This window comes from Frankia sp. CeD (genome assembly GCF_000732115.1).
Classification (GTDB): Bacteria; Actinomycetota; Actinomycetes; order Frankiales; family Frankiaceae; genus Frankia; species Frankia casuarinae.
On the sequence record NZ_JPGU01000002.1, the window covers coordinates 203,228 to 226,789 of the forward strand.

At 69.1% G+C, this 23,562-nt stretch carries 32 protein-coding genes and 1 pseudogene (1 of these 33 running past the window's edge); 32 read left to right on the plus strand and 1 reads right to left on the minus strand.

Annotated features, from left to right (window positions below):
• Positions 1 to 43 precede the first annotated feature (43 nt).
• The 32 genes from rplB (at position 44) to glmS (ending at position 23,151) form a co-directional block, all read left to right on the plus strand.
• Positions 44 to 877, plus strand: coding sequence for a 50S ribosomal protein L2 (gene rplB / locus CED_RS02465; protein WP_011435042.1), 834 nt, complete (start codon positions 44 to 46; stop codon positions 875 to 877).
• A gap of 93 nt (positions 878 to 970) precedes the next feature.
• Positions 971 to 1,252, plus strand: a complete 282-nt coding sequence (rpsS, locus tag CED_RS02470; protein WP_011435043.1) for a 30S ribosomal protein S19 — start codon at positions 971 to 973, stop codon at positions 1,250 to 1,252.
• A complete protein-coding gene (gene rplV, locus CED_RS02475; protein WP_011435044.1) occupies positions 1,245 to 1,670 on the plus strand; it encodes a 50S ribosomal protein L22 in 426 nt (141 codons plus the stop codon). The genes rpsS and rplV overlap by 8 nt, the downstream gene beginning before the upstream one ends.
• On the plus strand, positions 1,670 to 2,596 hold the full coding sequence (gene rpsC / locus CED_RS02480; protein ID WP_035908463.1) for a 30S ribosomal protein S3: 927 nt from the start codon (positions 1,670 to 1,672) through the stop codon (positions 2,594 to 2,596). Before rplV ends, rpsC begins: the two co-directional genes overlap by 1 nt.
• A gap of 2 nt (positions 2,597 to 2,598) precedes the next feature.
• A complete protein-coding gene (rplP, locus tag CED_RS02485; RefSeq protein ID WP_035908464.1) occupies positions 2,599 to 3,015 on the plus strand; it encodes a 50S ribosomal protein L16 in 417 nt (138 codons plus the stop codon).
• The gene (gene rpmC, locus CED_RS02490; protein WP_011435046.1) at positions 3,015 to 3,281 is read left to right on the plus strand and encodes a 50S ribosomal protein L29; all 267 of its coding nucleotides are present in this window, start codon (positions 3,015 to 3,017) and stop codon (positions 3,279 to 3,281) included. The genes rplP and rpmC overlap by 1 nt, the downstream gene beginning before the upstream one ends.
• 5 nt (positions 3,282 to 3,286) lie before the next feature.
• On the plus strand, positions 3,287 to 3,595 hold the full coding sequence (gene rpsQ, locus CED_RS02495) for a 30S ribosomal protein S17 (RefSeq protein ID WP_011435047.1): 309 nt from the start codon (positions 3,287 to 3,289) through the stop codon (positions 3,593 to 3,595).
• A 76-nt stretch (positions 3,596 to 3,671) separates the two neighbouring features.
• Positions 3,672 to 4,040, plus strand: coding sequence for a 50S ribosomal protein L14 (rplN, locus tag CED_RS02500; protein WP_009740518.1), 369 nt, complete (start codon positions 3,672 to 3,674; stop codon positions 4,038 to 4,040).
• 2 nt (positions 4,041 to 4,042) lie between these two features.
• On the plus strand, positions 4,043 to 4,369 hold the full coding sequence (rplX, locus tag CED_RS02505) for a 50S ribosomal protein L24 (RefSeq protein ID WP_011435048.1): 327 nt from the start codon (positions 4,043 to 4,045) through the stop codon (positions 4,367 to 4,369).
• A gap of 41 nt (positions 4,370 to 4,410) precedes the next feature.
• Positions 4,411 to 5,010 (plus strand): 50S ribosomal protein L5, encoded by a 600-nt coding sequence (gene rplE, locus CED_RS02510; protein WP_011435049.1) that lies wholly within the window; start codon positions 4,411 to 4,413, stop codon positions 5,008 to 5,010.
• A gap of 4 nt (positions 5,011 to 5,014) precedes the next feature.
• The gene (locus CED_RS02515; RefSeq protein ID WP_011435050.1) at positions 5,015 to 5,200 is read left to right on the plus strand and encodes a type Z 30S ribosomal protein S14; all 186 of its coding nucleotides are present in this window, start codon (positions 5,015 to 5,017) and stop codon (positions 5,198 to 5,200) included.
• Between the two features lie 153 nt (positions 5,201 to 5,353).
• Entirely contained in the window at positions 5,354 to 5,764 is a 411-nt protein-coding gene (rpsH, locus tag CED_RS02520; RefSeq protein WP_011435051.1) for a 30S ribosomal protein S8, read from the plus strand.
• Positions 5,765 to 5,776: 12 nt separating this feature from the next.
• Positions 5,777 to 6,313, plus strand: coding sequence for a 50S ribosomal protein L6 (gene rplF / locus CED_RS02525; RefSeq protein WP_011435052.1), 537 nt, complete (start codon positions 5,777 to 5,779; stop codon positions 6,311 to 6,313).
• 10 nt (positions 6,314 to 6,323) lie between these two features.
• Positions 6,324 to 6,698, plus strand: coding sequence for a 50S ribosomal protein L18 (gene rplR / locus CED_RS02530; protein WP_011435053.1), 375 nt, complete (start codon positions 6,324 to 6,326; stop codon positions 6,696 to 6,698).
• A 71-nt stretch (positions 6,699 to 6,769) separates the two neighbouring features.
• Entirely contained in the window at positions 6,770 to 7,378 is a 609-nt protein-coding gene (rpsE, locus tag CED_RS02535; protein WP_035908465.1) for a 30S ribosomal protein S5, read from the plus strand.
• Positions 7,378 to 7,563 carry a 50S ribosomal protein L30 gene (rpmD, locus tag CED_RS02540; RefSeq protein ID WP_035908466.1) on the plus strand — a complete coding sequence of 62 codons (186 nt, stop codon included), beginning with the start codon at positions 7,378 to 7,380 and terminating at the stop codon, positions 7,561 to 7,563. Before rpsE ends, rpmD begins: the two co-directional genes overlap by 1 nt.
• Before the next feature lie 2 nt (positions 7,564 to 7,565).
• Positions 7,566 to 8,096: a 50S ribosomal protein L15 gene (gene rplO / locus CED_RS02545; protein ID WP_232234852.1), complete on the plus strand. Its 531-nt coding sequence runs from the start codon at positions 7,566 to 7,568 to the stop codon at positions 8,094 to 8,096.
• A 261-nt stretch (positions 8,097 to 8,357) separates the two neighbouring features.
• On the plus strand, positions 8,358 to 9,650 hold the full coding sequence (gene secY, locus CED_RS02550) for a preprotein translocase subunit SecY (protein ID WP_035908467.1): 1,293 nt from the start codon (positions 8,358 to 8,360) through the stop codon (positions 9,648 to 9,650).
• Positions 9,650 to 10,303, plus strand: coding sequence for an adenylate kinase (locus tag CED_RS02555; RefSeq protein WP_011435058.1), 654 nt, complete (start codon positions 9,650 to 9,652; stop codon positions 10,301 to 10,303). Before secY ends, CED_RS02555 begins: the two co-directional genes overlap by 1 nt.
• Before the next feature lie 141 nt (positions 10,304 to 10,444).
• Positions 10,445 to 11,281 (plus strand): type I methionyl aminopeptidase, encoded by an 837-nt coding sequence (gene map / locus CED_RS02560; protein WP_011435059.1) that lies wholly within the window; start codon positions 10,445 to 10,447, stop codon positions 11,279 to 11,281.
• Positions 11,282 to 11,581: 300 nt separating this feature from the next.
• Positions 11,582 to 11,803 carry a translation initiation factor IF-1 gene (infA, locus tag CED_RS02565; protein ID WP_006541558.1) on the plus strand — a complete coding sequence of 74 codons (222 nt, stop codon included), beginning with the start codon at positions 11,582 to 11,584 and terminating at the stop codon, positions 11,801 to 11,803.
• Between the two features lie 79 nt (positions 11,804 to 11,882).
• Positions 11,883 to 11,996 carry a 50S ribosomal protein L36 gene (gene rpmJ / locus CED_RS02570; RefSeq protein WP_003956441.1) on the plus strand — a complete coding sequence of 38 codons (114 nt, stop codon included), beginning with the start codon at positions 11,883 to 11,885 and terminating at the stop codon, positions 11,994 to 11,996.
• Positions 11,997 to 12,196: 200 nt separating this feature from the next.
• Positions 12,197 to 12,577 carry a 30S ribosomal protein S13 gene (rpsM, locus tag CED_RS02575; protein WP_011435060.1) on the plus strand — a complete coding sequence of 127 codons (381 nt, stop codon included), beginning with the start codon at positions 12,197 to 12,199 and terminating at the stop codon, positions 12,575 to 12,577.
• Between the two features lie 78 nt (positions 12,578 to 12,655).
• Entirely contained in the window at positions 12,656 to 13,060 is a 405-nt protein-coding gene (rpsK, locus tag CED_RS02580; RefSeq protein ID WP_035908468.1) for a 30S ribosomal protein S11, read from the plus strand.
• A 95-nt stretch (positions 13,061 to 13,155) separates the two neighbouring features.
• Positions 13,156 to 13,785, plus strand: a complete 630-nt coding sequence (gene rpsD, locus CED_RS02585; protein ID WP_011435062.1) for a 30S ribosomal protein S4 — start codon at positions 13,156 to 13,158, stop codon at positions 13,783 to 13,785.
• 175 nt (positions 13,786 to 13,960) lie between these two features.
• The gene (locus tag CED_RS02590) at positions 13,961 to 15,010 is read left to right on the plus strand and encodes a DNA-directed RNA polymerase subunit alpha (protein WP_011435063.1); all 1,050 of its coding nucleotides are present in this window, start codon (positions 13,961 to 13,963) and stop codon (positions 15,008 to 15,010) included.
• Between the two features lie 132 nt (positions 15,011 to 15,142).
• On the plus strand, positions 15,143 to 15,763 hold the full coding sequence (rplQ, locus tag CED_RS02595) for a 50S ribosomal protein L17 (protein WP_011435064.1): 621 nt from the start codon (positions 15,143 to 15,145) through the stop codon (positions 15,761 to 15,763).
• A 214-nt stretch (positions 15,764 to 15,977) separates the two neighbouring features.
• Complete coding sequence (gene truA / locus CED_RS02600) at positions 15,978 to 16,802, plus strand: tRNA pseudouridine(38-40) synthase TruA (protein WP_369807768.1); 825 nt, start codon at positions 15,978 to 15,980, stop codon at positions 16,800 to 16,802.
• Positions 16,803 to 18,633: 1,831 nt separating this feature from the next.
• Positions 18,634 to 19,077 carry a 50S ribosomal protein L13 gene (gene rplM / locus CED_RS02610; RefSeq protein WP_035908469.1) on the plus strand — a complete coding sequence of 148 codons (444 nt, stop codon included), beginning with the start codon at positions 18,634 to 18,636 and terminating at the stop codon, positions 19,075 to 19,077.
• Between the two features lie 93 nt (positions 19,078 to 19,170).
• On the plus strand, positions 19,171 to 19,578 hold the full coding sequence (gene rpsI, locus CED_RS02615) for a 30S ribosomal protein S9 (RefSeq protein WP_011435068.1): 408 nt from the start codon (positions 19,171 to 19,173) through the stop codon (positions 19,576 to 19,578).
• Positions 19,579 to 19,687: 109 nt separating this feature from the next.
• On the plus strand, positions 19,688 to 21,055 hold the full coding sequence (gene glmM / locus CED_RS02620) for a phosphoglucosamine mutase (RefSeq protein ID WP_035908471.1): 1,368 nt from the start codon (positions 19,688 to 19,690) through the stop codon (positions 21,053 to 21,055).
• A gap of 185 nt (positions 21,056 to 21,240) precedes the next feature.
• Entirely contained in the window at positions 21,241 to 23,151 is a 1,911-nt protein-coding gene (gene glmS / locus CED_RS02625; RefSeq protein ID WP_035908473.1) for a glutamine--fructose-6-phosphate transaminase (isomerizing), read from the plus strand.
• A gap of 198 nt (positions 23,152 to 23,349) precedes the next feature.
• Here glmS and CED_RS02630 read toward each other — a convergent pair.
• Positions 23,350 to 23,562 (minus strand): annotated as a pseudogene (locus tag CED_RS02630) (SWIM zinc finger domain-containing protein) (it continues 348 nt past the right edge of the window).

Consider the following 23,562-nt stretch of genomic DNA (forward strand, 5'->3'; position numbering starts at 1 on the left):
CGTGCGCTCCGCGGCGGCGGTGGGTCCAGGACGGTAGGAAGCCATGGGTATTCGTAGGTACAAGCCGACGACGCCGGGGCGTCGTGGTGCGAGCGTGGCCGACTTCGTCGAGATCACTCGTGACCACCCGGAGAAGTCGCTGGTCCGCCCGCTGCACTCCAAGGGCGGGCGCAACGTCCACGGCCGGATCACCACCCGGCACCAGGGCGGCGGGCACAAGCGGGCGTACCGGGTCATCGACTTCCGGCGGGACAAGGACGGGGTGCCGGCCAAGGTCGCGCACATCGAGTACGACCCCAACCGCACCGCCCGGATCGCGCTGCTGCACTACCTCGACGGCGAGAAGCGCTACATCCTCGCGCCGGTCAAGCTCAGGCAGGGCGACACGGTCAGTTCCGGCGTGGGCGCCGACATCAAGCCCGGCAACGCGCTGCCGCTGCGCAACATCCCGACCGGCACGGTGGTGCACGCCATCGAGCTGCGTCCCGGCGGTGGTGCGAAGATCGCCCGTAGCGCCGGCACGAGTGTGCAGCTCGTCGCGAAGGACGGCCCCTACGCTCAGCTGCGGATGCCCTCCGGTGAGATCCGCAACGTGGATGTGCGCTGCCGCGCGACGGTCGGCGAGGTCGGCAACGCGGAGCAGAGCAACATCAACTGGGGTAAGGCCGGCCGGATGCGCTGGAAGGGTCGCAGACCCACCGTGCGCGGTGTCGCGATGAACCCGGTCGACCACCCGCACGGTGGTGGTGAGGGTAAGACCTCCGGCGGTCGTCACCCCGTCAATCCCAAGGGCCGTCCGGAGGGGCGGACCCGGGCGACCCGCAAGTCGTCCGACGCGCTCATTGTGCGTCGTCGCAAGCAGAACAGGCGGCGGTAATGGTGATCTCCAGGCCCCGGGCCGCGTCGGCCACCAGCGCGCCGCCGACCAGCCGTACCCATCGGATCTGAGCAGGAAGGAGGAGACACAGCCATGCCACGCAGTCTGAAAAAGGGCCCGTTCGTCGACGACCACCTGCTCAAGAAGGTGGATCTGCAGAACTCCAAGGGCACCAAGCACGTCATCAAGACCTGGTCGCGCCGGTCGACCGTGATCCCCGACATGCTGGGGCACACGATCGCCGTGCACGACGGCCGCAAGCACGTCCCGGTCTTCATCACCGAGGGCATGGTCGGGCACAAGCTCGGCGAGTTCGCCCCGACCCGGACCTTCCGTGGCCACGTCAAGGAGGACCGGAGGTCACGCCGTGGCTGACGATCTCGTTGACGGCCTGACCCGGGCCGGTCTTCCCGGGGCGAAGGCCTCGGCCCGCTATGTCCGGGTCTCGCCGACGAAGGCCCGCCGGGTCGTCGACCTGGTGCGCGGGCGCTCGGTCGGCGAGGCGCTGGACATCCTCCGGTTCGCTCCGCAGGCGGCCAGCGAGGACGTGTACAAGGTTGTCGCCAGCGCTGCGGCGAACGCCGAGAACAACCACAGCCTCGATCCGGCCACCCTGTGGGTCGGCGAGGTCTACGTGGACGAGGGGCCGACGCTCAAGCGCATCCGGCCCCGAGCTCAGGGCCGGGCCTACCGGATCCGCAAGCGCACCAGCCACATCACCGTCGTGGTGGAGAGCCGGGAGCCGGTCTCCGCGGCCGGCCGGGGCGCGAAGACGACAAGGAGGGCCCGGTAGTGGGGCAGAAGGTCAACCCGCACGGGTTCCGGCTTGGCATCACCTCGGAGTTCACCTCCCGTTGGTACGCCGACAAGCAGTACAAGGCGTACGTCGGCGAGGACGTGAAGATCCGTAAGATGATGTCGCGGGGCATGGAGCGGGCCGGCATCAGCCGGGTCGACATCGAGCGGACCCAGGGGCGGCTGCGGGTGGACATCCACACCGCGCGCCCGGGCATCGTCATCGGTCGCCGTGGCGCCGAGGCCGACCGCATCCGTGGCGACCTGGAAAAGCTCACCGGCAAGCAGGTGCAGCTCAACATCCTCGAGGTGAAGAACCCCGAGGTCGACGCCCAACTCGTCGCCCAAGGGGTGGCCGAGCAGCTCTCCAGCCGGGTCAGCTTCCGCCGGGCGATGCGCAAGGCCATGCAGACCGCGATGAAGGGCGGCGCGAAGGGGATCCGGGTGCAGTGNTCGGGTCGTCTCGGCGGCGCCGAGATGAGCCGGTCGGAGTTCTACCGCGAGGGTCGGGTGCCGTTGCACACCCTTCGCGCGGACATCGACTACGGCTTCTATGAGGCTCGGACGAACTTCGGCCGCATCGGCGTGAAGGTCTGGATCTACAAGGGCGACATCGTCCAGAGCCGGGCCGAGCGTGAGGCGCAGGAGGCGCTGCAGCGCCAGACCCGCCGGGAGCGCCCGCGCCGCGGGCCGCGTTCCGGCTCGTCCGGCACGACCCAGGGCGGGACCGAAGCGGGCCGGGCGGCGGCCCGCGGCGAGCGCCGGGGCCGTGGTGGTGGCGGCGGGAACGCCCCGGCTGAGACTCCGGCGGGCGAGGCCGCGGCGACCGAGCCGACGGCACCCGTCGCGGAGCCCGCCACCGCGGCGGCGAGTGCGCCGGCCGAGGCGGCCGTGGCGAACACTCCGGAGAAGGCGGAGGAATAGACATGCTGATTCCCCGGAAGGTCGCGCACCGCAAGCAGCACCACCCCGGGCGGACCGGTGCCGCCAAGGGCGGAACCCGGGTCACGTTCGGTGAGTACGGGATCCAGGCCTTGGNGTCGGCCTACGTGACGAACCGGCAGATCGAGTCGGCCCGTATCGCGATGACCCGGCACATCCGTCGTGGTGGAAAGGTCTGGATCAACATCTACCCGGACCGTCCGCTGACCAAGAAGCCGGCCGAGACCCGGATGGGTTCTGGTAAGGGCTCGCCCGAGTGGTGGGTCGCGAACGTCAAGCCGGGCCGGGTCCTGTTCGAGCTGTCCGGGGTCGCGGAGCCGGTGGCCCGCGAGGCGATGCGGCGGGCTATCCACAAGCTGCCGATGAAGTGCCGTTTCGTGGTCCGTGAAGGTGGTGCGTAATGGCTATCGCTACCGCGGACGAGCTGCGGAGCCTGTCGGGCGAGGAGCTCGTCGACAAGCTTCGGGAGGCCAAGGAGGAGCTGTTCAACCTCCGGTTCCAGGCGGCGACCGGGCAGCTGTCGAACAACCGCCGGCTGCAGGCCGTGCGGCGCGATATCGCCCGGATCTACACCGTCATGCGCGAACGGGAGCTGGGTATCACCGACGATCCGGCGGTGGCGGCCGGCGCGGCGGACGATGACGCGACGCAGTCGGAACGGGCGTGAGGACAGTGACAGACGAGACGGCCTCCCAGGAGGCTTCGCAGAGCACGGACGCGGCGGCTCCCGCCCGCGGATTCCGCAAGGTCCGCGAGGGCCTCGTGGTCAGCGACAAGATGACCAAGACCGTCGTGGTCGCGGTCGAGGACCGGGTGCAGCACCCGCTGTACGGCAAGACGATCCGTCGTACCAAGAAGGTCAAGGCGCACGACGAGAGCGGCACCACCGGTGTCGGCGACCGCGTCCTGCTGATGGAAACGCGGCCGTTGTCGGCGACCAAGCGGTGGCGGATCGTTCAGGTCTTGGAGAAGGCGAAGTAGTGAAGTAGTTCTGGCCCGGACGCCGGGGCCGGGCAGGACCGGGTGATCAGTAGTACCGGGTGATCAGGAGCGGAAAGTGATTCAGCAGGAGTCGCGACTTCGGGTCGCCGACAACACCGGAGCGCGGGAGATTCTCTGCATCCGGGTGCTCGGCGGCTCTGGGCGTCGTTACGCGGGGATCGGCGACATCATCGTCGGCACGGTGAAGGACGCCCTGCCCGGCGCCGGCGTGAAGCGCGGCGACGTGGTCAAGGCGGTCGTGGTGCGTACCACCAAGGAGCGCCGGCGGCCGGACGGCTCCTACATCCGCTTCGACGAGAACGCGGCGGTGCTCATCCGGGACGGTGGTGACCCTCGGGGCACCCGCATCTTCGGGCCGGTCGGCCGGGAGCTGCGTGACAAGAAGTTCATGAAGATCATCTCGCTGGCGCCGGAGGTGCTGTGACCGTGGCCACTTTGAAGATCAAGAAAGGCGACACGGTCCAGATCATCACCGGCAAGGACCGTGGGCTCAAGGGTAAGGTCATCCGCGCCTATCCGGAGCAGAACAAGGTCCTCGTCGAGGGCGCGAACCGGATCACCCGGCACACCCGCGTCCAGCAGGGCACACGCGGCTCGCAGTCCGGGGGCATCATCACCCAGGAGGCGCCGATCCACGTGAGCAACGTGATGATCGTCGACCCGTCTGACGGGAAGCCGACCCGGATCGGTTACCGCATCAACGACGACGGCACCAAGGTGCGTGTCTCGCGGCGCACCGGTACCGAGCTGTAGGCCGAGCGAGCAGTCGAGCAGTTGGGAAACGAGATTAGACCATGACTGTGACCACCGAGGGCCGGACCATCGAAGGCCGGCCTATTGGCGCTCGCCCGGTCCCACGGCTCAAGCAGCGGTACCGCGACGAGATCGCCCCGGCGCTGCGGGAGCAGTTCTCCTACCGCAACGTCATGCAGATCCCCGGCGTCGTCAAGGTCGTCGTCAACATGGGGGTCGGAGACGCCGCCCGGGACGCGAAGCTGATCGATGGCGCTGTGCGGGATCTTGCGGCCATCACCGGCCAGAAGCCCGCGGTCCGGCGCGCGAAGAAGTCCATCGCCCAGTTCAAGCTGCGCGAAGGGATGCCGATCGGCGCCAAGGTGACGTTGCGTGGTGACCGGATGTGGGAGTTCCTCGACCGCCTCGTCACCATCGCGCTGCCGCGTATCCGTGACTTCCGCGGGCTGTCGCCGAAGCAGTTCGACGGTGCCGGCAACTACACCTTCGGGGTGACCGAGCAGTCGATCTTCCACGAGATCGACATCGACCGGATCGATCGGGTTCGGGGCATGGACATCACGGTCGTCACCACCGCGACCACCGACGACGAGGGCCGGGCGCTCCTGCGGGCGCTGGGCTTCCCCTTCCGGGAGAACTAGAGAGATGGCCAAGAAAGCACTGATCGAGAAGTCGAACCGTAAGCCGAAGTACGCGGTCCGGGGTTACACCCGATGCCAGCGCTGCGGCCGCTCCCGCTCGGTGTACCGGGGCTTCGGGCTCTGCCGGGTATGCCTGCGGCAGATGGCGCACCGCGGCGAGCTGCCCGGCGTCACCAAGAGCTCCTGGTAGGCCGGTACCGCGCCCCGGACCGGGGCCGGAACGGCGGCACCGGCAGCACGGTTCCACCGCACCACCACCGCACCTCCACCCGATCGCGGTAGGCCCGGCGGCCGAGGACGACCTCGGCACNGGNGGNNANCGCCGTGAGAAAGGCGTCAAGCCATGACGATGACCGATCCGATTGCGGACATGCTCACGCGTGTCCGTAACGCCAGCCGGGCGTACCACGACCGCGTGGTGATGCCCCACAGCAAGATCAAGACGCACATCGCCGAGATCCTCCAGCAGGAGGGATACATCTCCGGCTGGCACGTCGAGGACGCGACCTCGGCTGGCGGCGTCGGCCACACCCTGGTCATCGATCTGAAGTACGGCCCCAACCGGGAACGCTCGATCGCCGGGATCAAGCGCATCAGCAAGCCGGGTCTGCGGGTCTATGCCAAGGCGACGAACCTCCCGAAGGTCCTCGGGGGCCTGGGCGTCGCCATCATCTCCACCTCGTCGGGTTTGCTGACCGACAAGCAGGCGGGCAAGCGGGGCGTGGGCGGGGAAGTCCTCGCCTACATCTGGTAAGGAGGGCGAGCGATGTCACGGATCGGGCGCCTGCCCATTCCCGTCCCCAGCGGTGTCGATATCACCGTCGAGGGAGCCACCATCACCGTCAAGGGGCCCAAAGGGACCCTGAGCCACGTCGTGGCCGAGCCGATCGTGGTGAACACGGAGGACGGTCGGCTCCTCGTGACCCGGCCCGACGATGAGCGTCGCTCCCGGTCGCTGCACGGCCTGACTCGCACCCTGGTCTCCAACATGGTCACCGGCGTCACCGCCGGATACTCGAAGACCCTGGAGATCGTCGGCGTCGGTTACCGTGTCCAGGCCAAGGGCTCCGACCTGGAGTTCGCCCTCGGGTACAGCCACCCGGTGCCGGTCAAGGCCCCGGAGGGCATCCGCTTCGAGGTGCAGACCCCGACCCGCTTCGTGGTCCACGGGATCGACAAGCAGCTGGTCGGTGAGGTCTCCGCGAAGATCCGCGGGCTGCGCAAGCCTGACCCGTACAAGGGCAAGGGCGTGCGCTACCAGGGCGAGGTCGTCCGCCGCAAGGTCGGGAAGACCGGGAAGTAGGAGATAGATCATGGCAGTGAGCCTCGGCGCCAGCTCGCGTCGACGGACCGCGAAGCTCCGTCGGCACGTCCGGGTGCGCAAGAAGGTGGCGGGCACCCCGTCTCGCCCACGGCTCGTCGTCACCCGGTCCTCGCGGCACATCTACGCCCAGGTCATCGACGACGTCGCCGGCCACACGCTGGCGTCGGCGTCCACCCTGGACGTGTCGCTGCGCGGCGGCGAGGGGGACAAGACCGAGCAGGCCCGCAAGGTCGGCGCCCTGGTCGCCGAGCGCGCGAAGGCGGCCGGGATCGCCGCGGTCGTGTTTGACCGCGGCGGGCGGACCTACTCCGGCCGCATCGCCGCGCTCGCGGACGCGGCGCGGGGGAACGGGCTGGACTTCTGATGACTNCCCCCAGCNTTTACAGTCAGTCCAGCNTTTACCGCCAGTACAGCCAGAACAGGGAGATGTTGTAGATGCCAGGCCAGCAGCGCCGCGGCGGCGGCTCCGGCGGCTCGGACCGTCGGGAACGCCGGGACCGGTCGGGCAGCGGCNCGGCGCAGGAGAAGAACGCCTACGTCGAGCGGGTTGTCGCGATCAACCGCGTGGCGAAGGTTGTCAAGGGCGGACGCCGGTTCAGCTTCACGGCGCTCGTTGTGGTCGGTGACGCGGACGGGACCGTGGGCGTCGGCTATGGCAAGGCCAAGGAGGTTCCGGCCGCCATCGCCAAGGGCGTCGAAGAAGCCAAGAAGCACTTCTTCAAGGTGCCCCGGATCGGTTCGACGATTCCGCACCCGGTGCAGGGCGAGGAGGCGGCCGGCGTCGTGCTGCTCAAGCCCGCCTCGCCCGGTACCGGGGTCATCGCCGGTGGTCCGGTCCGTGCCGTGCTGGAGTGCGCCGGTGTGCACGACGTGCTCTCGAAGTCGCTCGGCTCATCGAATCCGATCAACATCGTGCACGCGACGGTCGCCGCTCTGCGTGGCCTGATGCGTCCCGAGGAGATTGCCGCCCGTCGCGGCCTGCCGCTGGAGGATGTCGCTCCGCCGGCCATGCTGCGCGCCCGTGCGGCGGGAGCCAGCGTCTGATGGCCAAGCTGCGCATCACGCAGATCCGGTCGGGGATNGGTGGTACCTCGAACCAGCGGGCCACGCTGCGTACCCTTGGTCTGCGGAAGATCAACGCGACGACCGTCCGTGATGATCGTCCCGAGATTCGCGGGATGATTAGAACTGTGACCCATCTTGTCCGGGTCGAGGAGGTGGACTCCTAGCCATGGCCGAACTGACGAAGACCGACGCCGGTGACGACACCGGCGCCACCGGCGTGGGCACCGAGGCCGGCTCGGCGCCGGTCGTCCGTGGCCGCGGNCTGAAGGNGCACCACCTCCGGCCAGCCCCCGGCGCCCATAAGTCCAAGATCCGCGTCGGTCGCGGNGAGGGNTCCAAGGGCAAGACCGCCGGACGGGGCACCAAGGGCTCGAAGGCCCGCAAGCAGGTGCCCGCCCGGTTCGAGGGTGGCCAGATGCCCCTGCACATGCGCCTGCCCAAGCTGAAGGGCTTCCGCAACCGGTTCCGCGTCGAGTACCAGGTCGTGAACGTCGCCACCCTCGCGGAACTGTTCCCGCAGGGTGGTGAGGTCACCAAGGCCGACCTCGCGGCCAGGGGCGCGGTGCGGGGCAAGTCGCCGGTGAAGGTGCTGGGCAACGGTGACATCAACGTCGCGCTGCACGTGAGCGCGGACGCGTTTTCGGCCTCCGCGAAGGAGAAGATCGCCGCTGCCGGCGGGAGCGTCACACAGAGCTGAGAGCATGGGTGGGGGTGTGGGCCATGTCACCCCGCTCCCACCCCGGCCCCGCCCGTCCGGACCCCTCGCCAGACGGCCGTGCGCCTCGGCGTCAGCCGTCTCTTGCCGTCCACCATCGCTTACCCATGGTGATGTCGGGACGAGTGGGCCGGGTGTCCTGTTACAGTCGCCTAACCGACCTCGGCGACCGGCCGGGGGAGGCGATCCGCACCGGGCAGGATGTCCACTTCCCGTCGGTCCGCAATCCCAGCAGGAGGAGCCGTGCTCACCGCCTTCACGCGGGCATTCCGCACGCCTGACCTGCGCAAGAAGCTGCTGTTCACCGTCGGTATCGTGATGCTGTTCCGGTTCGGCAGCGTCATGCCGTCGCCGGGTGTCTCGACGTCCGCAGTGAACACCTGCCTGGACTCGGCGAGTGCCGACAGCAGCAACGTCTACTCGCTGATCAACCTGTTCAGTGGTGGGGCTCTGCTGCAGCTGTCCATCTTCGCGCTTGGCATCATGCCGTACATCACATCGAGTATCATCATTCAGTTGCTCGTTGTGGTGATCCCTCGGCTGGAGCAGCTGAAGAAGGAGGGCAGCTCGGGCGAGCAGAAGCTTACGCAGTACACCCGGTACCTGACGATCGCCCTCGGTCTTCTGCAGGCCACCGGCATCGTGGCGCTGGCCCGCAGCGGCCGGCTGTTCCCCAGCTGTTCGGCCGCCATCATCCCGGACACGAGCCTGTTCCGGATCGCGACGATTGTCATCACGATGACGGCGGGTACCTCGGTCATCATGTGGATGGGNGAGTTGATCACCACCCGGGGGGNCGGTAACGGCATGTCGCTGCTGATCTTCACCTCGATCGCGGCAAGGCTTCCCTCCGAGGGCGGACNCATCCTCCAGGTCGCCGGCGGTGTGGTGTTTAGCCTGGTGCTCCTGCTCGGTCTCGCGATCGTCGTGTTCGTCGTGTTCGTCGAGCAGTCTCAGCGTCGCATCCCGGTCCAGTACGCCAAACGCCTGATCGGGCGGCGGATGTACGGCGGGACGTCGACCTACCTGCCGATCAAGGTCAACCAGGCCGGGATCATCCCCGTCATCTTCGCGTCCTCGCTGCTGCAGCTCCCTCAACTCGCCGGGCAGGTATGGAGCAACCGGAGCTTCCAGGACTTCGAGCAAAGATATCTCTCCAGGGGAGACCATCCACTCTATCTGGTGACATACTTCGCACTCATCATCTTCTTCACCTATTTTTATGTTGCGATCACCTTCAACCCAACGGAGGTCGCGGACAACATGAAGAAGTATGGTGGGTTCATCCCCGGGATCAGGCCGGGGAACCCGACGGCGGAGTACCTCAAACATGTACTCGACCGGATCACGCTCCCGGGATCGCTGTTCCTTGGCGTGATCACGGTCCTTCCGTTGGCACTGTTGAACCTGACCAAGGACCAGCCGTTCCCCTTCGCGGGCACGTCGGTCCTGATCATGGTGGGGGTTGGGCTGGAAACCGTGAAGCAGATCGAAAGCCAGCTCATGCTCCGCAATTACGAAGGTTTCCTCCGGTAGTGCGCCTCGTACTGGTCGGGCCGCCCGGTGCCGGAAAGGGCACCCAGGCCGCGTTCATTGCCCAGGCGCGGTCGATCCCTAAGATCTCCACCGGGGACATCTTCCGGGCGAACGTGCGACAGGGAACCGAACTGGGCGTCAAGGCCAAGACCTTCATGGATGCCGGTGATCTCGTACCGGACGAGATCACCATCGGTATGGTCCGCAACCGCTTGGCCGAGGACGACGCGGTCAAGGGATTCCTGCTCGATGGTTTTCCTCGTAACGTCCCGCAGGCCGAGGTGCTCGGGCAGATGCTCGATGGCATGGGGACCCGTCTGGACGTGGTGCTCGAGCTCGTCGTCGACGACGACGAGGTGGTGCGCCGGCTGTCCGGTCGGCGCACCTGTCGGAACTGCGGTCACATCTGGCACATCGACTTCGACCCGCCGTCGGTCGAAGGCGTCTGTGACCGGTGTGGTGGCGAGCTGTTCCAGCGCGACGACGATCGGTCGGAGACGGTCCGCCATCGGCTCGAGGTCTACGCGGACCAGACGGCGCCGCTGGTGGCCTACTACGCCGAAAAGGGCATCCTGATCGGTATCGACGCCACCGGACCGGTGGATAACGTCACCGACCGCGCGCTCGACGCCCTGCGGCACTACGGCGACTGAACCCGTCGGCCTGGTCCGGGCGCGGACCAGGCCGAACGTGACTCCCGTGCTTTTCGCGGAAGATCGTTGGAGCACGTCCTGCGGGGTCGGCGGCTAGCATCGGAAACGGACACAACACGAACACGGACCGGGGCGACGAGCGTGGCGCGACGAGAGCACGTCCAGATCAAGACGGCGGCAGAGATTGCCAAGATGCGGGTTGCTGGCCTGCTCGTCGCGAAGACGCTGGCGCGGCTGCGTGAGGCGGTCGTCCCCGGGGTCACCACGGCCGAGCTGGACGCCCTTGCCGAGAAGACGATCCGGGACGACGGCGGTATCCCGTCCTTCAAGGGCTATGCCCAGCCGCCGTATCCGGCCTCGATCTGCAGCTCGGTCAACAACGAGGTAGTGCACGCCATCCCCACCCGCAAGCGGGTGCTGCGCGAGGGCGATATCATCTCGATCGACTGCGGGGCGATCGTGGACGGCTGGCACGGGGACGCCGCGATCACCGTGCCGGTCGGTGAGGTCGCCCCGGAGGTTCTCGCGATGATCGACACGTGCGAGGGTGCGCTGTGGGCGGGCCTCGCCGCAGCCCAGCTCGGCGGAAAGCTCACCGACATCAGCGCCGCCGTCGAGCGGCATGTCCGTCCACATGGCTACGGGATCGTCGACCACTACGGCGGCCACGGCATCGGCAGCGAGATGCACCAGCCCCCCCACGTGCTCAACCACGGCCGGCCTGGCCGTGGCATCCGGCTGATCGAGGGCCTTGCGCTGGCCATCGAGCCTATGATCACTATGGGGTCGCCGGACACGGCCGTGCTCCCCGACGACTGGACCGTCGTGACCCGCGACGGCAGCCTCGCCGCCCACACCGAGCACTCGGTGGCAATCACTCCCCGTGGGCCGTGGGTGCTAACGGCGCCGGACGGCGGAGCGGCGAAACTCGCCGAGCTCGGGGTCGTCTGCGGGCAGCCGGCTGACGCCCCGTCCTGAACCGGCTGAACCGGCTGAGGTCGCGTCGGTCGCGTCGGCCCTTGACGGGGGTCGTGTTGACCCTTGACGGGGGTCGCAGCGTACACTCTTTAGCTGGCGGTCTTCTCACGCCGGTGTGCTCCACCGTGTCGATAGCAGTCCTGTCCATGGCAGTTGCGGTCGGTGGCAGTGTGGTTGGTGGGTTCGGGCTCCTCTCGGGGTAGTTCAAGCCTCTGACCTGGGCTTTTCCGGACATTTCGGGGGGCCGACCGGTCGCGGCCGAGCCGCCGTCCCATAGTCGACGTCAGGACAGCGGAGGACATGCCGAAGAAGGACGGGGCCATCGAGATCGAAGGCCGTGTGGTGGAGCCGCTCCCGAACGCGATGTTCCGGGTGGAGCTCCAGAACGGTCATCGTGTTCTCGCCCACATCAGCGGGAAGATGCGCCAGCACTACATCCGGATCCTGCCGGAGGACCGCGTCGTGGTCGAGCTCTCGCCCTACGACCTGTCCCGCGGCCGCATCGTCTACCGCTACAAGTAGTCGATCTCTTCTCACTCGCCCGTAGCTCCACTCAATCGCCACGCGCGGCCCGCGGCTGCGCAGGAGGTCCGCAACAGCCGTGAAGGTCAAGCCCAGCGTCAAGAAGATCTGCGACAAGTGCAAGGTGATCCGTCGCCACGGGCGAGTCATGGTCATCTGCGACAACCTTCGTCACAAGCAGCGTCAGGGCTGATGTCCTGACGGGTGCGCCTCGTCCCGGCGGGTGGCACAGCACGTGCCGCCCGCCGAGATGCGGCCCACCGCATCCAAGCGATGCCAGGCGTCCTCTTCGGGACGACCCACCCCCGGTCGGAGGCCGGGGCCCGCCCGGCCCGGCGCCGGCCGGGACGGCATCGCCCGAGACCTCCGGCCGCAGGAAGGAAACATCCGTTCATGGCACGCCTCTCCGGCGTCGACCTTCCCCGCGAGAAGCGGGTTGAGATCGCTCTGACCTACATCTTCGGAATCGGCCGCAGCCGCTCCCGAGACACCCTCGCCGCCACCGCGGTCAACCCGGACACGCGTGTTCGTGATCTGAGCGAGGAAGAGATCGTCAGGCTGCGCGACTGGATCGACGCGAACTACCGGGTCGAGGGTGACCTCAACCGGGAGATCAAGCAGGACATCCGCCGCAAGATGGAGATCGGGTGCTACCAGGGGCTCCGTCACCGGCGTAACCTGCCCGTCCACGGCCAGCGCACGCACACCAACGCGCGCACCCGCAAGGGCCCGCGCCGCGCCATCGCCGGCAAGAAGAAGGCTGGCAAGAAGTAGTCAGGGTCCCCGGCGGACCGTTCGGGTCCGCCGCCGACCACTGATCGACGACCTCGTACACGGAGACCACACGCGAATATGCCTCCCAAGACGCGCGCAGCCGGCGCCAAGAAGGTCCGGCGCAAGGAAAAGAAGAACGTCGCCCACGGACACGCTCACATCAAGAGCACGTTCAACAACNCGATCGTCTCCATCACCGACCCGTCCGGGAACGTGATCTCCTGGGCTTCGGCGGGTCATGTCGGCTTCAAGGGCTCCCGCAAGTCCACGCCCTTCGCCGCCCAGATGGCGGCCGAGAACGCGGCCCGCAAGGCGCAGGAGCACGGGATGCGCAAGGTCGACGTCTTCGTGAAGGGCCCGGGTTCCGGCCGGGAGACCGCGATCCGTTCCCTGCAGGCCGCGGGGCTCGAGGTCGGTGCGATCCAGGACGTCACCCCGACCCCGCACAACGGTTGCCGCCCGCCCAAGCGGCGCAGGGTGTGACCATGCGGCGAGGCGGCCGTGGCCGGGGCTCCACGCCGGCCGGTGTCGTGGCGTCGTGTTCGAGTTCGCGCCAGGAAACGAGAGAGAAGGATTAGATGGCCCGTTACACCGGCGCGGACTGCAAGCGTTGCCGCCGCGAGAAGACCAAGCTGTTCCTCAAGGGCAGCAAGTGCGACACCCCGAAGTGCCCGATCGAGATCCGGCCCTACCCGCCGGGCGAGCACGGCCGTGGCCGCACCAAGGACTCCGAGTACCTGCTGCAGAAGCGCGAGAAGCAGAAGTGCGCCCGGATCTACGGCGTGCTGGAGAAGCAGTTCCGGGGCTACTACGACGAGGCGAATCGCCGGGCCGGCAAGACCGGTGACGAGCTGCTGAAGATCCTTGAGTCGCGGCTCGACAACGTCGTGTACCGGGGTGGCTTCGCACCCTCGCGGGACGCCGCCCGTCAGGCTGTCCGGCACGGCCACGTCCAGGTGAACGGCCGCAAGGTCGACATCCCCAGCTATCGGATCAGCGAGAACGACATCGTCGAGATCGCGCCGAAGGCCCGGGAGCTCACCCCGTTCATCGTGGCCCGGGAGACCGCGGGTCAGGGTCGGGCCGTTCCAGCCTGGCTGGAGGTGATCCCGAGCCAGCTGCGGATCCTGGTGCACTCGCTGCCGGCGCGGCAGGTGATCGATACCCAGGTGCAGGAACAGCTGATCGTCGAGCTTTACTCCAAGTAAAATCTACCGGCGTCGTCCCCGCAGCCAGGGGCGGAGCACACTGGAGTCCGGGCGGGCCTCCGCCCGGACACCACCCGTGGGTGGAATGGACCGATGTTCCGCCCACCGGCTCCCGTCAGGGGGCCCGCACCACACGGCGTCATATGGCGGTCGCCGTGGTCGGAAGGACGTTCTCATGCTGATCGCTCAGCGTCCCACCCTCATCGAAGACCCGATCTCCGAGTTCCGTTCACGCTTCGTGATCGAGCCGCTGGAGCCGGGCTTCGGCTACACCCTCGGTAACTCGTTGCGCCGGACCCTGCTGTCCTCCATCCCAGGTGCCTCGGTCACCAGCATCCGCATCGACGGCGTGCTGCACGAGTTCTCCACCGTGCCCGGCGTCAAGGAGGACGTGACCGACCTGATCCTGAACCTCAAGGAACTGGTCGTCAGCTCCGACAACGACGAGCCGACCGTGATGTACCTGCGCAAGCAGGGCCCCGGCGAGGTCACGGCGGCGGACATCGCCCCGCCGGCGGGCGTCGAGGTGCACAACCCCGAGTTGCGGCTCGCCACTCTGAACGACAAGGGCAAGCTTGAGATCGAGCTGACCGTCGAGCGGGGGCGCGGGTATGTCAGCGCGGCCCAGAACAAGCAGGCCGGCCAGGAGATCGGGCGGATCCCGATCGACTCGATCTACTCGCCGGTGCTGAAGGTGACCTACAAGGTCGAGGCGACCCGCGTCGAGCAGCGGACCGACTTCGACCGGCTCATCGTTGACGTCGAGACCAAGCCGTCGATCTCCCCGCGAGACGCGATGGCCAGCGCCGGCAAGACCCTGGTCGGCCTGTTCGGGCTGGCTCAGGAGCTCAACGCCGAGGCGGAGGGCGTCGACATCGGCCCGTCCGCCGCGGACGCGGCGCTGGCGGCCGACCTTGCGCTGCCCATCGAGGAGATGGACCTGACCGTCCGCTCCTACAACTGCCTCAAGCGCGAGGGCATCCACACGATCGGCGAGCTGGTCTCCCGTAGCGAGGCCGACCTGCTCGACATCCGTAACTTCGGGCAGAAGTCGATCGATGAGGTCAAGACGAAGCTGGGCGCGATGGGCCTGCAGCTCAAGGACTCCCCGCCCGGGTTCGACCCGCGCCAGGCGGTGGACACCTACGGCACCGACGCGTACAGCCCGTCGTTCTCCGACCCGTCCGACGACGGCGCGGAGTTCATCGAGACCGAGCAGTACTGATCTCCACGAGGGCCTCCGCTTCCGGCGGGGGCCCTCGGCGACCCTCCGGTGGCGAGAGCCGCGTCCTTCGGGCGGGCAGCCTGGCTAGGCCGGTGACCAGCAGGACAGTGAAAGGAACGAGGAGCACTCATCATGCCCACGCCAACCAAGGGCGCCCGGCTCGGCGGCAGCCCCGCACATGAGCGGCTGCTGCTGGCCAACCTCGCCACCGCGCTGTTCGAGCACGGCGGCATCACCACCACCGAGGCGAAGGCCAAGCGGCTGCGTCCGTACGCCGAGCGTTTGGTGACCTTCGCCAAGCGGGGGGACCTGCACGCCCGCCGGCGTGTCATGCGCCAGGTACGCGACAACTCGGTCGTGCACACCCTGTTCACCGAGATCGGTCCGCGCTACGCGAACCGGAACGGTGGCTACACCCGGATCGTCAAGATCGGCAACCGGAAGGGTGACAACGCCCCGCTGGCCCGGATCGAGCTGGTCGAGGCGCTGACCGTCGGCCAGCAGGCCGTCAGTGAGGCCGAGCGGGCGCGGGGCACCCGTTTCGAGGCTCGTCGCAAGCCCACCGGTGCCACCGTGGAGGCTGCGGAGGAGCTGGCCCAGGAGTCGCCAACCGCGGCTGCTGTGGCAGTCGAGGCCGCGGAGCCGGCGGAGACCCCCGCCGAAGGGGCCGCCGGCAAGCCGACGACCGCGCAGACGGACGACTCCGGCATCGGGGACGACTCCGGCGCCGGGGAGCAGAACTCCGCAAACTGAGATCCGGGCCGAAGGCCGAAATCTTTGGCCGAATCTCGCGTCCTGGAGTAGATCCGCGCAGGCCCGCCGCCCATCATGGGCGGCGGGCTTTCGTTTTAGTGCCGCCGCACCGCCGCGTCGTCGCTTGCACGGGGGAGAGGCAGATGTCCGATCCGGGAGTTTCCGCGGGACGTCGTCCCGCGGGTCGCGAGGCGGCTGCCCGCCGGTGATGATGATGACCGACGGGCTGGTTCGGCTGCGGCTGGACCTCTCTTATGACGGGACGCCGTTCGCGGGATGGGCCCGCCAGCCCGGCCAACGCACCGTGCAGGGCGATGTGGAGGACGCCCTCATGCGGGTGGCGCGGTTGCCGGCGGTACGGCTCACCGTCGCCGGACGGACCGATTCGGGTGTCCACGCCGTCGGTCAGGTAGCGCACGTTGATCTCCCGGACGACGTGCCGCTCGGCGGCCTCGCGCGGCGGCTGAACGGTGTCCTGGACCGGGCCGTGCGGATCATCGGGCTCGCCCCGGCNCCGCCCGGCTTCGACGCCAGATTCNCCGCGCTCTCCCGCCGCTACGTCTATCGGATCACCGACGCTCCGTATGGAGCCGAACCCCTGCGGCGCTTCGACACCCTGGCCTGGCCTCGTCCGCTCGACGTGCCCGCGATGGCGGCGGCGGCGCTGTTCCTGGTCGGCGAGCATGACTTCGCCGCGTTCTGCCGGCGCCGGGAAGGCGCGACGACCGTCCGTACGCTGCTGCGCCTCGATGTGCTCCGCCGGCCTGAGGGGGTCGTCGTGGCCGACGTCGAGGCCGACGCCTTCTGCCACTCCATGGTCCGGGCGCTGGTCGGCGCCCTGCTCGCCGTCGGGGAGGGCCGCAAGCCGCCCCAATGGCCCGCGGCGGTGCTGCACCGAGGTGTCCGGGACCCCGCCGTCACCGTGGCGCCGGCACACGGCCTGACGCTGGTGGACGTGCGTTACCCGCCCGATCCTGAGCTGGCCGCCCGGGCCGAGGTCACCCGGGCCGTCCGGATTCCCCCCACGCCGTCCGGTTGAGGGGGCCCCGGTCGCCGGTGAGTCAGTGGTCGCCGGTGAGTCAGTGGTCGCCGGTGAGTCAGTGGTCGCCGGTGAGTCAGTGGCGCGGACCGTGGCCGAGTACTGCTCGGTCTCCGATGGGCTCGGTCGCGAGCGTGCTCAGATCGGTCTGGGCGTTCCGCAGCGCGGGATCGATCCCCGCACCCTGGGTGCCGTCGGTGTAGGCGACCTGCGTGTAGATGAGGTAGTGCCCGCGGGTGATCGCGCCCCGCCACGAGTTGTTCCCACCCGGGCCGGTGATCCGCGCGTTCGGAATCGAGTTGGCCGGGACGGGGAGGGGCACGATGCCACCGCGTCCCTGGTTGAGGATGTCCGCGGTGGCGGTGGCGGTGGCGAGCTTGTCGAGGACGAAGACGGTGACGCCGGCCAACACCTGGCGTTCGCCGTCCCTCGGGGTGCTGAGGAACAGCGTCCGCACCACCTGCCGGCAGCGCCGGTCCTTGAGCTGTGTGACCAGATCACCAGTGAGATCCGGGCAGCTGTTGTCCAGTTTGCGGGCGAGCCGTCGGTAGTTCCGTCCTTCGGCCTCGACCTGCTCGTCGGAGAAGAACTCGTTGGCGGTCACCGGATCGGAGTCGAGGGTCGCGCTGTCGAGGAAGCCTGCCGGGATCGGTGGGAGCGTCTGCCGGGTGGTGGGCGTCTTGTTCCCGTTGNCCCCGCTGCNCCCGTTGNCCCCGCTGCGCACCGCCACGACCGCGACCGCCGCGATGAGGACGAGGACGGCCCCGGCGACGCCGGCCAGCAGCCGCCGAGCGCTGCGGACCCCACGGTCCCCGGCCTGGTCCTGAGTGCTCCGCCCCCACCTCGGCGGGTACGCGCCACGGGCGCTCGATGCGGCGGTGGCGGACGGTGCCGACCCGTTGATCGGATCGCCGTCGACCGGATCGCCGTCGCCGAATCCGCTGTCAGCCGCGGGGGGNGGGNGGGATTCGCCGGTTTCACCGATGAGGGTGGGACCGCCGGTAACGGCATCCGTGTCGGGGAAGACACCCGGGCGTGGGGAGACACCCGGATAGGCCGGCGTGTCCGAGTCCCGTGGACGGGATGCCGGGCGCTCATAGCGGGTCGGACCGGACGGCGGCACGGATGCGGCGCCGGTCCCGGCTGGCCCCGTGCTCAAGCTCGTGGTGGTCGGGGACGGTGTTACGTCGGGCGGCGTGGTGTCGGGCGGCGTGATCCGCAGGGAGGTCGGCTTCGGCGAGAACGAGTACGTCCGGGACCCCCCGAACAGGGGATCGTCGGCCGGGGGAGTCCAGTCGTCGAGGTCGGGGTGCGCGCCACCCGGGCGGGGAATCGTCGCCGCTGTCGGGCCCGTGGTGCCTCCCCGGCAGGCCGGACCGCCGCCCTCCGACGCGCCCTTCGACGCGCCGGCCGACCGACGGCCCTCGGCAGGCGCGGGAGACGCCCGATCATGGCAGGCGCCTCCGGACAGCGGGGTCGGCCCCTCGTGCCCGGGGGCCCCGGGCCCCTCGCGCCCGTCAGATCGCCCGCTGCCCATCTCCGTCATCCTGGTGAGAATAGCCAGGTTGTCGGCGGGATTCAGCGCGGTCAGGTGTCCATGGTCGGTGGCCGGACCGACTGCATGTCCGTACTCCCGGTGCTCTCCCGTACTCCCGTACTCCCGATACTCCAGCCTTCCGTGCCCCCCCGGTGGACCGCTCCGATCGCCTGGTAACCTCAAAGACTGCTGCGCGTGACACGTCCCGTCTGCGCGCTCCACATTCTTGACGAGATCCGCGAGAGGCCCCTTGGGAGTCTCCTGGCGGGATCGTCCGAACGAGAAGGCAGACCTGTGCGCACGTACCAGCCCAAGCCCGCGGATGTCCAGCGTGTGTGGCACGTCATCGATGCCACCGACGTGGTGCTCGGTCGGCTGGCGACCCAGGCCGCCACGCNCCTGCGTGGAAAGCACAAGCCGTACTTCGCTCCGCATATCGACACCGGCGACTTCGTCGTCGTGATCAACGCGGGTAAGGTCGCCCTGAGCGGGAACAAGCGGGAGCAGGCCCAGTACCACCGGCACTCCGGCTTCCCGGGCGGTCTGCGCAGCACCTCCTACGGGGAGCTGCTCGACACCCGTCCGCAGATCATCGTCGAGAAGGCGATCAAGGGCATGCTGCCGAAGAACAAGCTCGGCCGAGCCCAGGGGACCAAGCTGAAGGTCTATGCGGGTCCGACTCACCCGCACCAGGCGCAGCAGCCCACCCCGTTCGAGATCATCCAGGTCGCGCAGTAGCCGNGGACCTCCTGAGCCGGTCGCCGGGCGGGCTCTTCCCGCCCGGCGGTATCGGCCCCGGGAACCACGCATCAACCGAGGAAGGAACGCGACGTGGCTGTCGTGACCGACGTACAGGGCAATCCCCGCGCCACCGGGCGGCGCAAGGAGGCGGTCGTCCGGGTGCGTCTGCTCCCGGGGACCGGGCAGTGGACGCTCAACGGGCGCACGCTTGAGCAGTATTTCCCGAACAAGGTGCACCAGCAGCTCGTCAACGAGCCGCTCAAGGCACTGGATCGGATGGAGTCGTACGACATCGTCGCCCGGCTGCACGGCGGCGGCGTCTCCGGGCAGGCCGGTGCGCTGCGGCTCGCCCTCGCCCGCGCGTTGACGCTGGCGGAGGAGGAGTCCCGGCCTACCCTGAAGAAGGCCGGCTTCCTGACCCGTGACGCTCGGGTCAAGGAGCGTAAGAAGTACGGGCTCAAGAAGGCCCGCAAGGCTCCGCAGTACAGCAAGCGCTGACCTTGGATCCCCTTCGCGGGCGTGCCCCCGGAGGCGTGCTCCCGGAGGGGATCGGTGCCACCGGTGCCCCCCTCGGTCTCCGCCACGATCTTCGACGAGGGAGACCTCAATGGTGAGGCTCTTTGGCACCGACGGCGTCCGAGGTGTCGCCAACATCGATCTGACCGCGGAGCAGGCGTTGTCGCTGGCTTTCGCGGCGGTCGAGGTCCTCGCTGGGCCGAACCGGACCAGCGGGCCCTCCGGCCGCGGTAAGCCGGTAGTGGTCGTCGGCCGGGACACGCGGCCCTCCGGGGAGTTCCTGGAGGCCGCGGTGGTCGCCGGGCTCGCGGCCTCCGGTGCCGACGTGGCCCGGATCGGGGTGGCACCCACGCCCGCGGTGGCTCACGCCGTCGCGGCCAGCGGCGCGATGTTCGGCGTCATGCTCTCCGCCAGCCATAACCCGATGCCGGACAACGGCATCAAGCTGTTCGCCGCCGGCGGCCTCAAACTGCCCGACGAGGTCGAGGATGCCATCGAGCGGCGGATGGCCCTACCTCCCAGCCGCCGTCCCGTCGGCGCCGACGTCGGTCGGGTCCGCGACGAACCGGTTCTCCTCGACCGGTATGCGGCGCATCTGCTGGCCACGCTGCCGGTGCCGCTCGACGGCCTGCGGGTCGTCGTCGACTGTGCCCAGGGCGCCGCCTCCACCTTGGCCCCTCGGGTGCTGCGGGCGGCCGGAGCCGACGTCGTCGCGCTGCACGCCGACGGCGACGGGATAGCGATCAACGACGGCAGCGGTGCCACCCATCTCGACAGCCTGCGTGCCGCGGTCGTGGCGCACGGCGCCGACGTCGGCATCGCCCATGACGGCGACGCGGACCGTTGCCTCGCCGTGGACGCGACCGGTGAGGTCGTCGACGGCGACCAGATCCTGGCGATGTGTGCTCTGGCGCTGGCCGAGCGGGGTGAGCTGGTCGACGACACGGTGGTGGTCACCGTGATGTCGAATCTGGGCTTTCACCACGCGATGCGGGAGGCCGGTATCACCGTCGTCACTACACCCGTCGGAGATCGGTACGTGCTGGAGACGATGCGCGCCGGAGGCTACGTGCTCGGCGGTGAGCAGAGCGGGCACGTGGTGTTCCTGGACCACGCGACGACCGGCGATGGGTTGTTGACGGCGTTGCGGATCCTGGGCCGGGTCGCCGAGACCGGACAACCGCTCGGCGAGCTCACCAAGGCGATGACCCGGCTGCCCCAGGTGTTGGTGAACGTGCGTGGCGTCGACCGGACACAGGTGGACACCAATGAGGAACTGCTGCGGGCCGTCGCCCTGGCCAAGGCGGAACTCGGTGACGAGGGTCGGGTGCTGCTGCGGTCGTCCGGCACCGAACCCCTCGTGCGGGTGATGGTCGAGGCGGGCACCGACGCCGCCGCGCGGGCGGTCGCACAGCGGCTCGCCGCCGTCGTGCGCACCGCGTTGCCGCCGGCGCGCTGACCGATCCCGCCGCTGACCGATCCCGCCGCTGACTGGTCCCGCCGCTGACTGGTCCCGCCGCTGACCGGTCCCGCCGCTGACCGGTCCCGCCGCTGACCGGTCCCGCCGCGGCCACAAGCGGACACCTTGCCCCGAGCCTCCCCCGGTACGCTCTCACCCCCGGGAACCTGCGTACGCTGAGCCGCATGTGCGGGATCATCGGTTACGTCGGCGACCAGGCGGCCCTGGATGTCGCGTTGAACGGTCTGCGGCGGTTGGAGNACCGCGGTTACGACTCGTCGGGTGTCGCCGTGGTCGGCGCCGGGGCACTGCGGACGGCGCGTCGTGCCGGCAAGCTGTCCAACCTCGAGAAGCTGCTCGCCGAGAATCCGGATTCCAGGCCGATGCCCGGCACCACAGGCATGGGGCATACCCGGTGGGCCACGCATGGTGGACCAACCGACGCGAATGCCCATCCGCACACCGACTGCACCGGCGCCATCGCCGTCATCCACAACGGGATCATCGAGAACTTCGCCGCGTTGCGGGTCGAGCTGGAGACGGTCGGCCACGAGCTCGCCAGTGAGACCGACACGGAGGTCGTCGCCCATCTCCTCGAAGTCGAGCTTGCCGGCACCGGCACCGGCACCGGCACCGGTGCCGGTGCCGACCGCGGGTACGACGGGGGCGCGCATCCGCTGACCGTCGCGCTGCGACGGGTCTGCCGGCGGCTGGAAGGCGCGTTCACCCTGGTCGTGCTGCACCGCGACTTCCCGGAGGTGGTTGTCGGGGCCCGGCGTAACAGCCCGCTGGTCGTGGGGCTCGGTCAGGGGGAGACCTTCCTCGCCAGCGACGTCTCGGCCTTCATCGCCCACACCCGGGAGGCGCTGGAGATCGGGCAGGATCAGGTGGTCGAGGCCCGCCGGGACGGTGCGACGGTGACCGACTTCGGCGGCCAGATCATCGAGGGTCGGCGCTACCACGTCGACTGGGATGCCAGCGCCGCCGAGAAGGGCGGCTACCCGTACTTCATGCTCAAGGAGATCAGCGAGCAGCCGACCGCCCTGGCAGACACGCTGCGCGGTCGGCTTTCCGCCGACGGTGCGATCGTGCTCGACGAGGAGCGGCTGTCTGGCCAGGATTTCCGGGACGTGGACAAGGTCTTCATCGTCGCCTGCGGCACCGCCTACCACGCCGGCCTCATCGCGAAGTACGCAATCGAGCACTGGACCAGGCTGCCCTGCGAGGTCGAGATGGCTTCGGAGTTTCGCTACCGCGACCCGGTGCTCGACCGGTCCACCCTCGTCATCGCGATCAGCCAGAGCGGCGAGACGCTGGACACGCTGATGGCGGTCAAACACGCGCGCGAGCAGAAGGCGCGGGTGCTGGCCATCTGCAACACCAACGGTTCTACGATCCCTCGGGAGTCCGATGCGGTGCTGTACACTCGCTGCGGCCCGGAGGTGGGGGTCGCGTCCACCAAGACCTTCCTCGGGCAGGTCGCCGCGTGCCTTCTCGTCGGCCTGTTCTTGGCCCAGGTGCGCGGCGTGCTCTACGGCGACGAGGTCGCCGCGTACGTCGAGCGGCTCCAGCGCATGCCCGAGCTGATCGAACGGACGCTGGGAACGGTCGAGCCGGTGCGGGAGCTCGCCCGCGCCCTGGCCGACGCGAAGGCGGTGCTATTCCTCGGTCGTCATGTGGGGTACCCGGTGGCCCTGGAAGGGGCCCTCAAGCTCAAGGAACTCGCCTACATGCACGCCGAGGGGTTCCCGGCGGGGGAGCTCAAGCACGGGCCGATCGCGCTCATCGAGCCCGGCCTGCCGGTGTTCGTCGTTGTGCCGTCCCCGCGGGGTCGTGCCAACCTGCACGGAAAGATCGTTTCCAACATCCAGGAGGTCCGGGCGCGTGGCGCCCGCACGATCGTGATCGCGGAAGAGAGCGACACCGCCGTCGAACCGTTCGCCGATCATCTCATCCGCGTGCCCGCGACCGCGTCGCTGTTCGCGCCCCTGGTCACGACGCTACCGCTGCAGGTCTTCGCGTGCGAGCTGGCGCTTGCGCGCGGCCTCGATGTCGATCAGCCGCGTAACCTGGCGAAGTCGGTGACAGTCGAGTAAGCCCTTCCCCACACGGCGCCTTCCCCACACGGCGCCTTCGGCGCAGTGTGGGGGCCCCTGGCATCGGGCGCCGTTCGGGGTTTCTGTCAGCTCGCCTTCGGCGAGCTTCCTGGGGTAGTCGACGGCGCCTTCGGCGCAGTGTGGGGCCCCTGGCATCGGGCTGCGGGGGCTCGGGCCTGCGGGTCAGGGGCCTGCCGGTCAGGTGGACGGCGTCGCTCCGTGCTGACGGCCGTGCCAGGCGACCGTCGCCTCCCACAGCGCATCGGCGACGGCGTCGTTGTCGTCGGCGGCGTCGAGCAGGGTCTCGACAAGTTCGGCGCGAGGGGCGCGGCTGAGGAAGACGCGCATCGCGGCGTGGACCGGGTCGTCGGTGAAGAGGGTCTCCTCGCCGAGGATCGTGCCGTCCNNNNC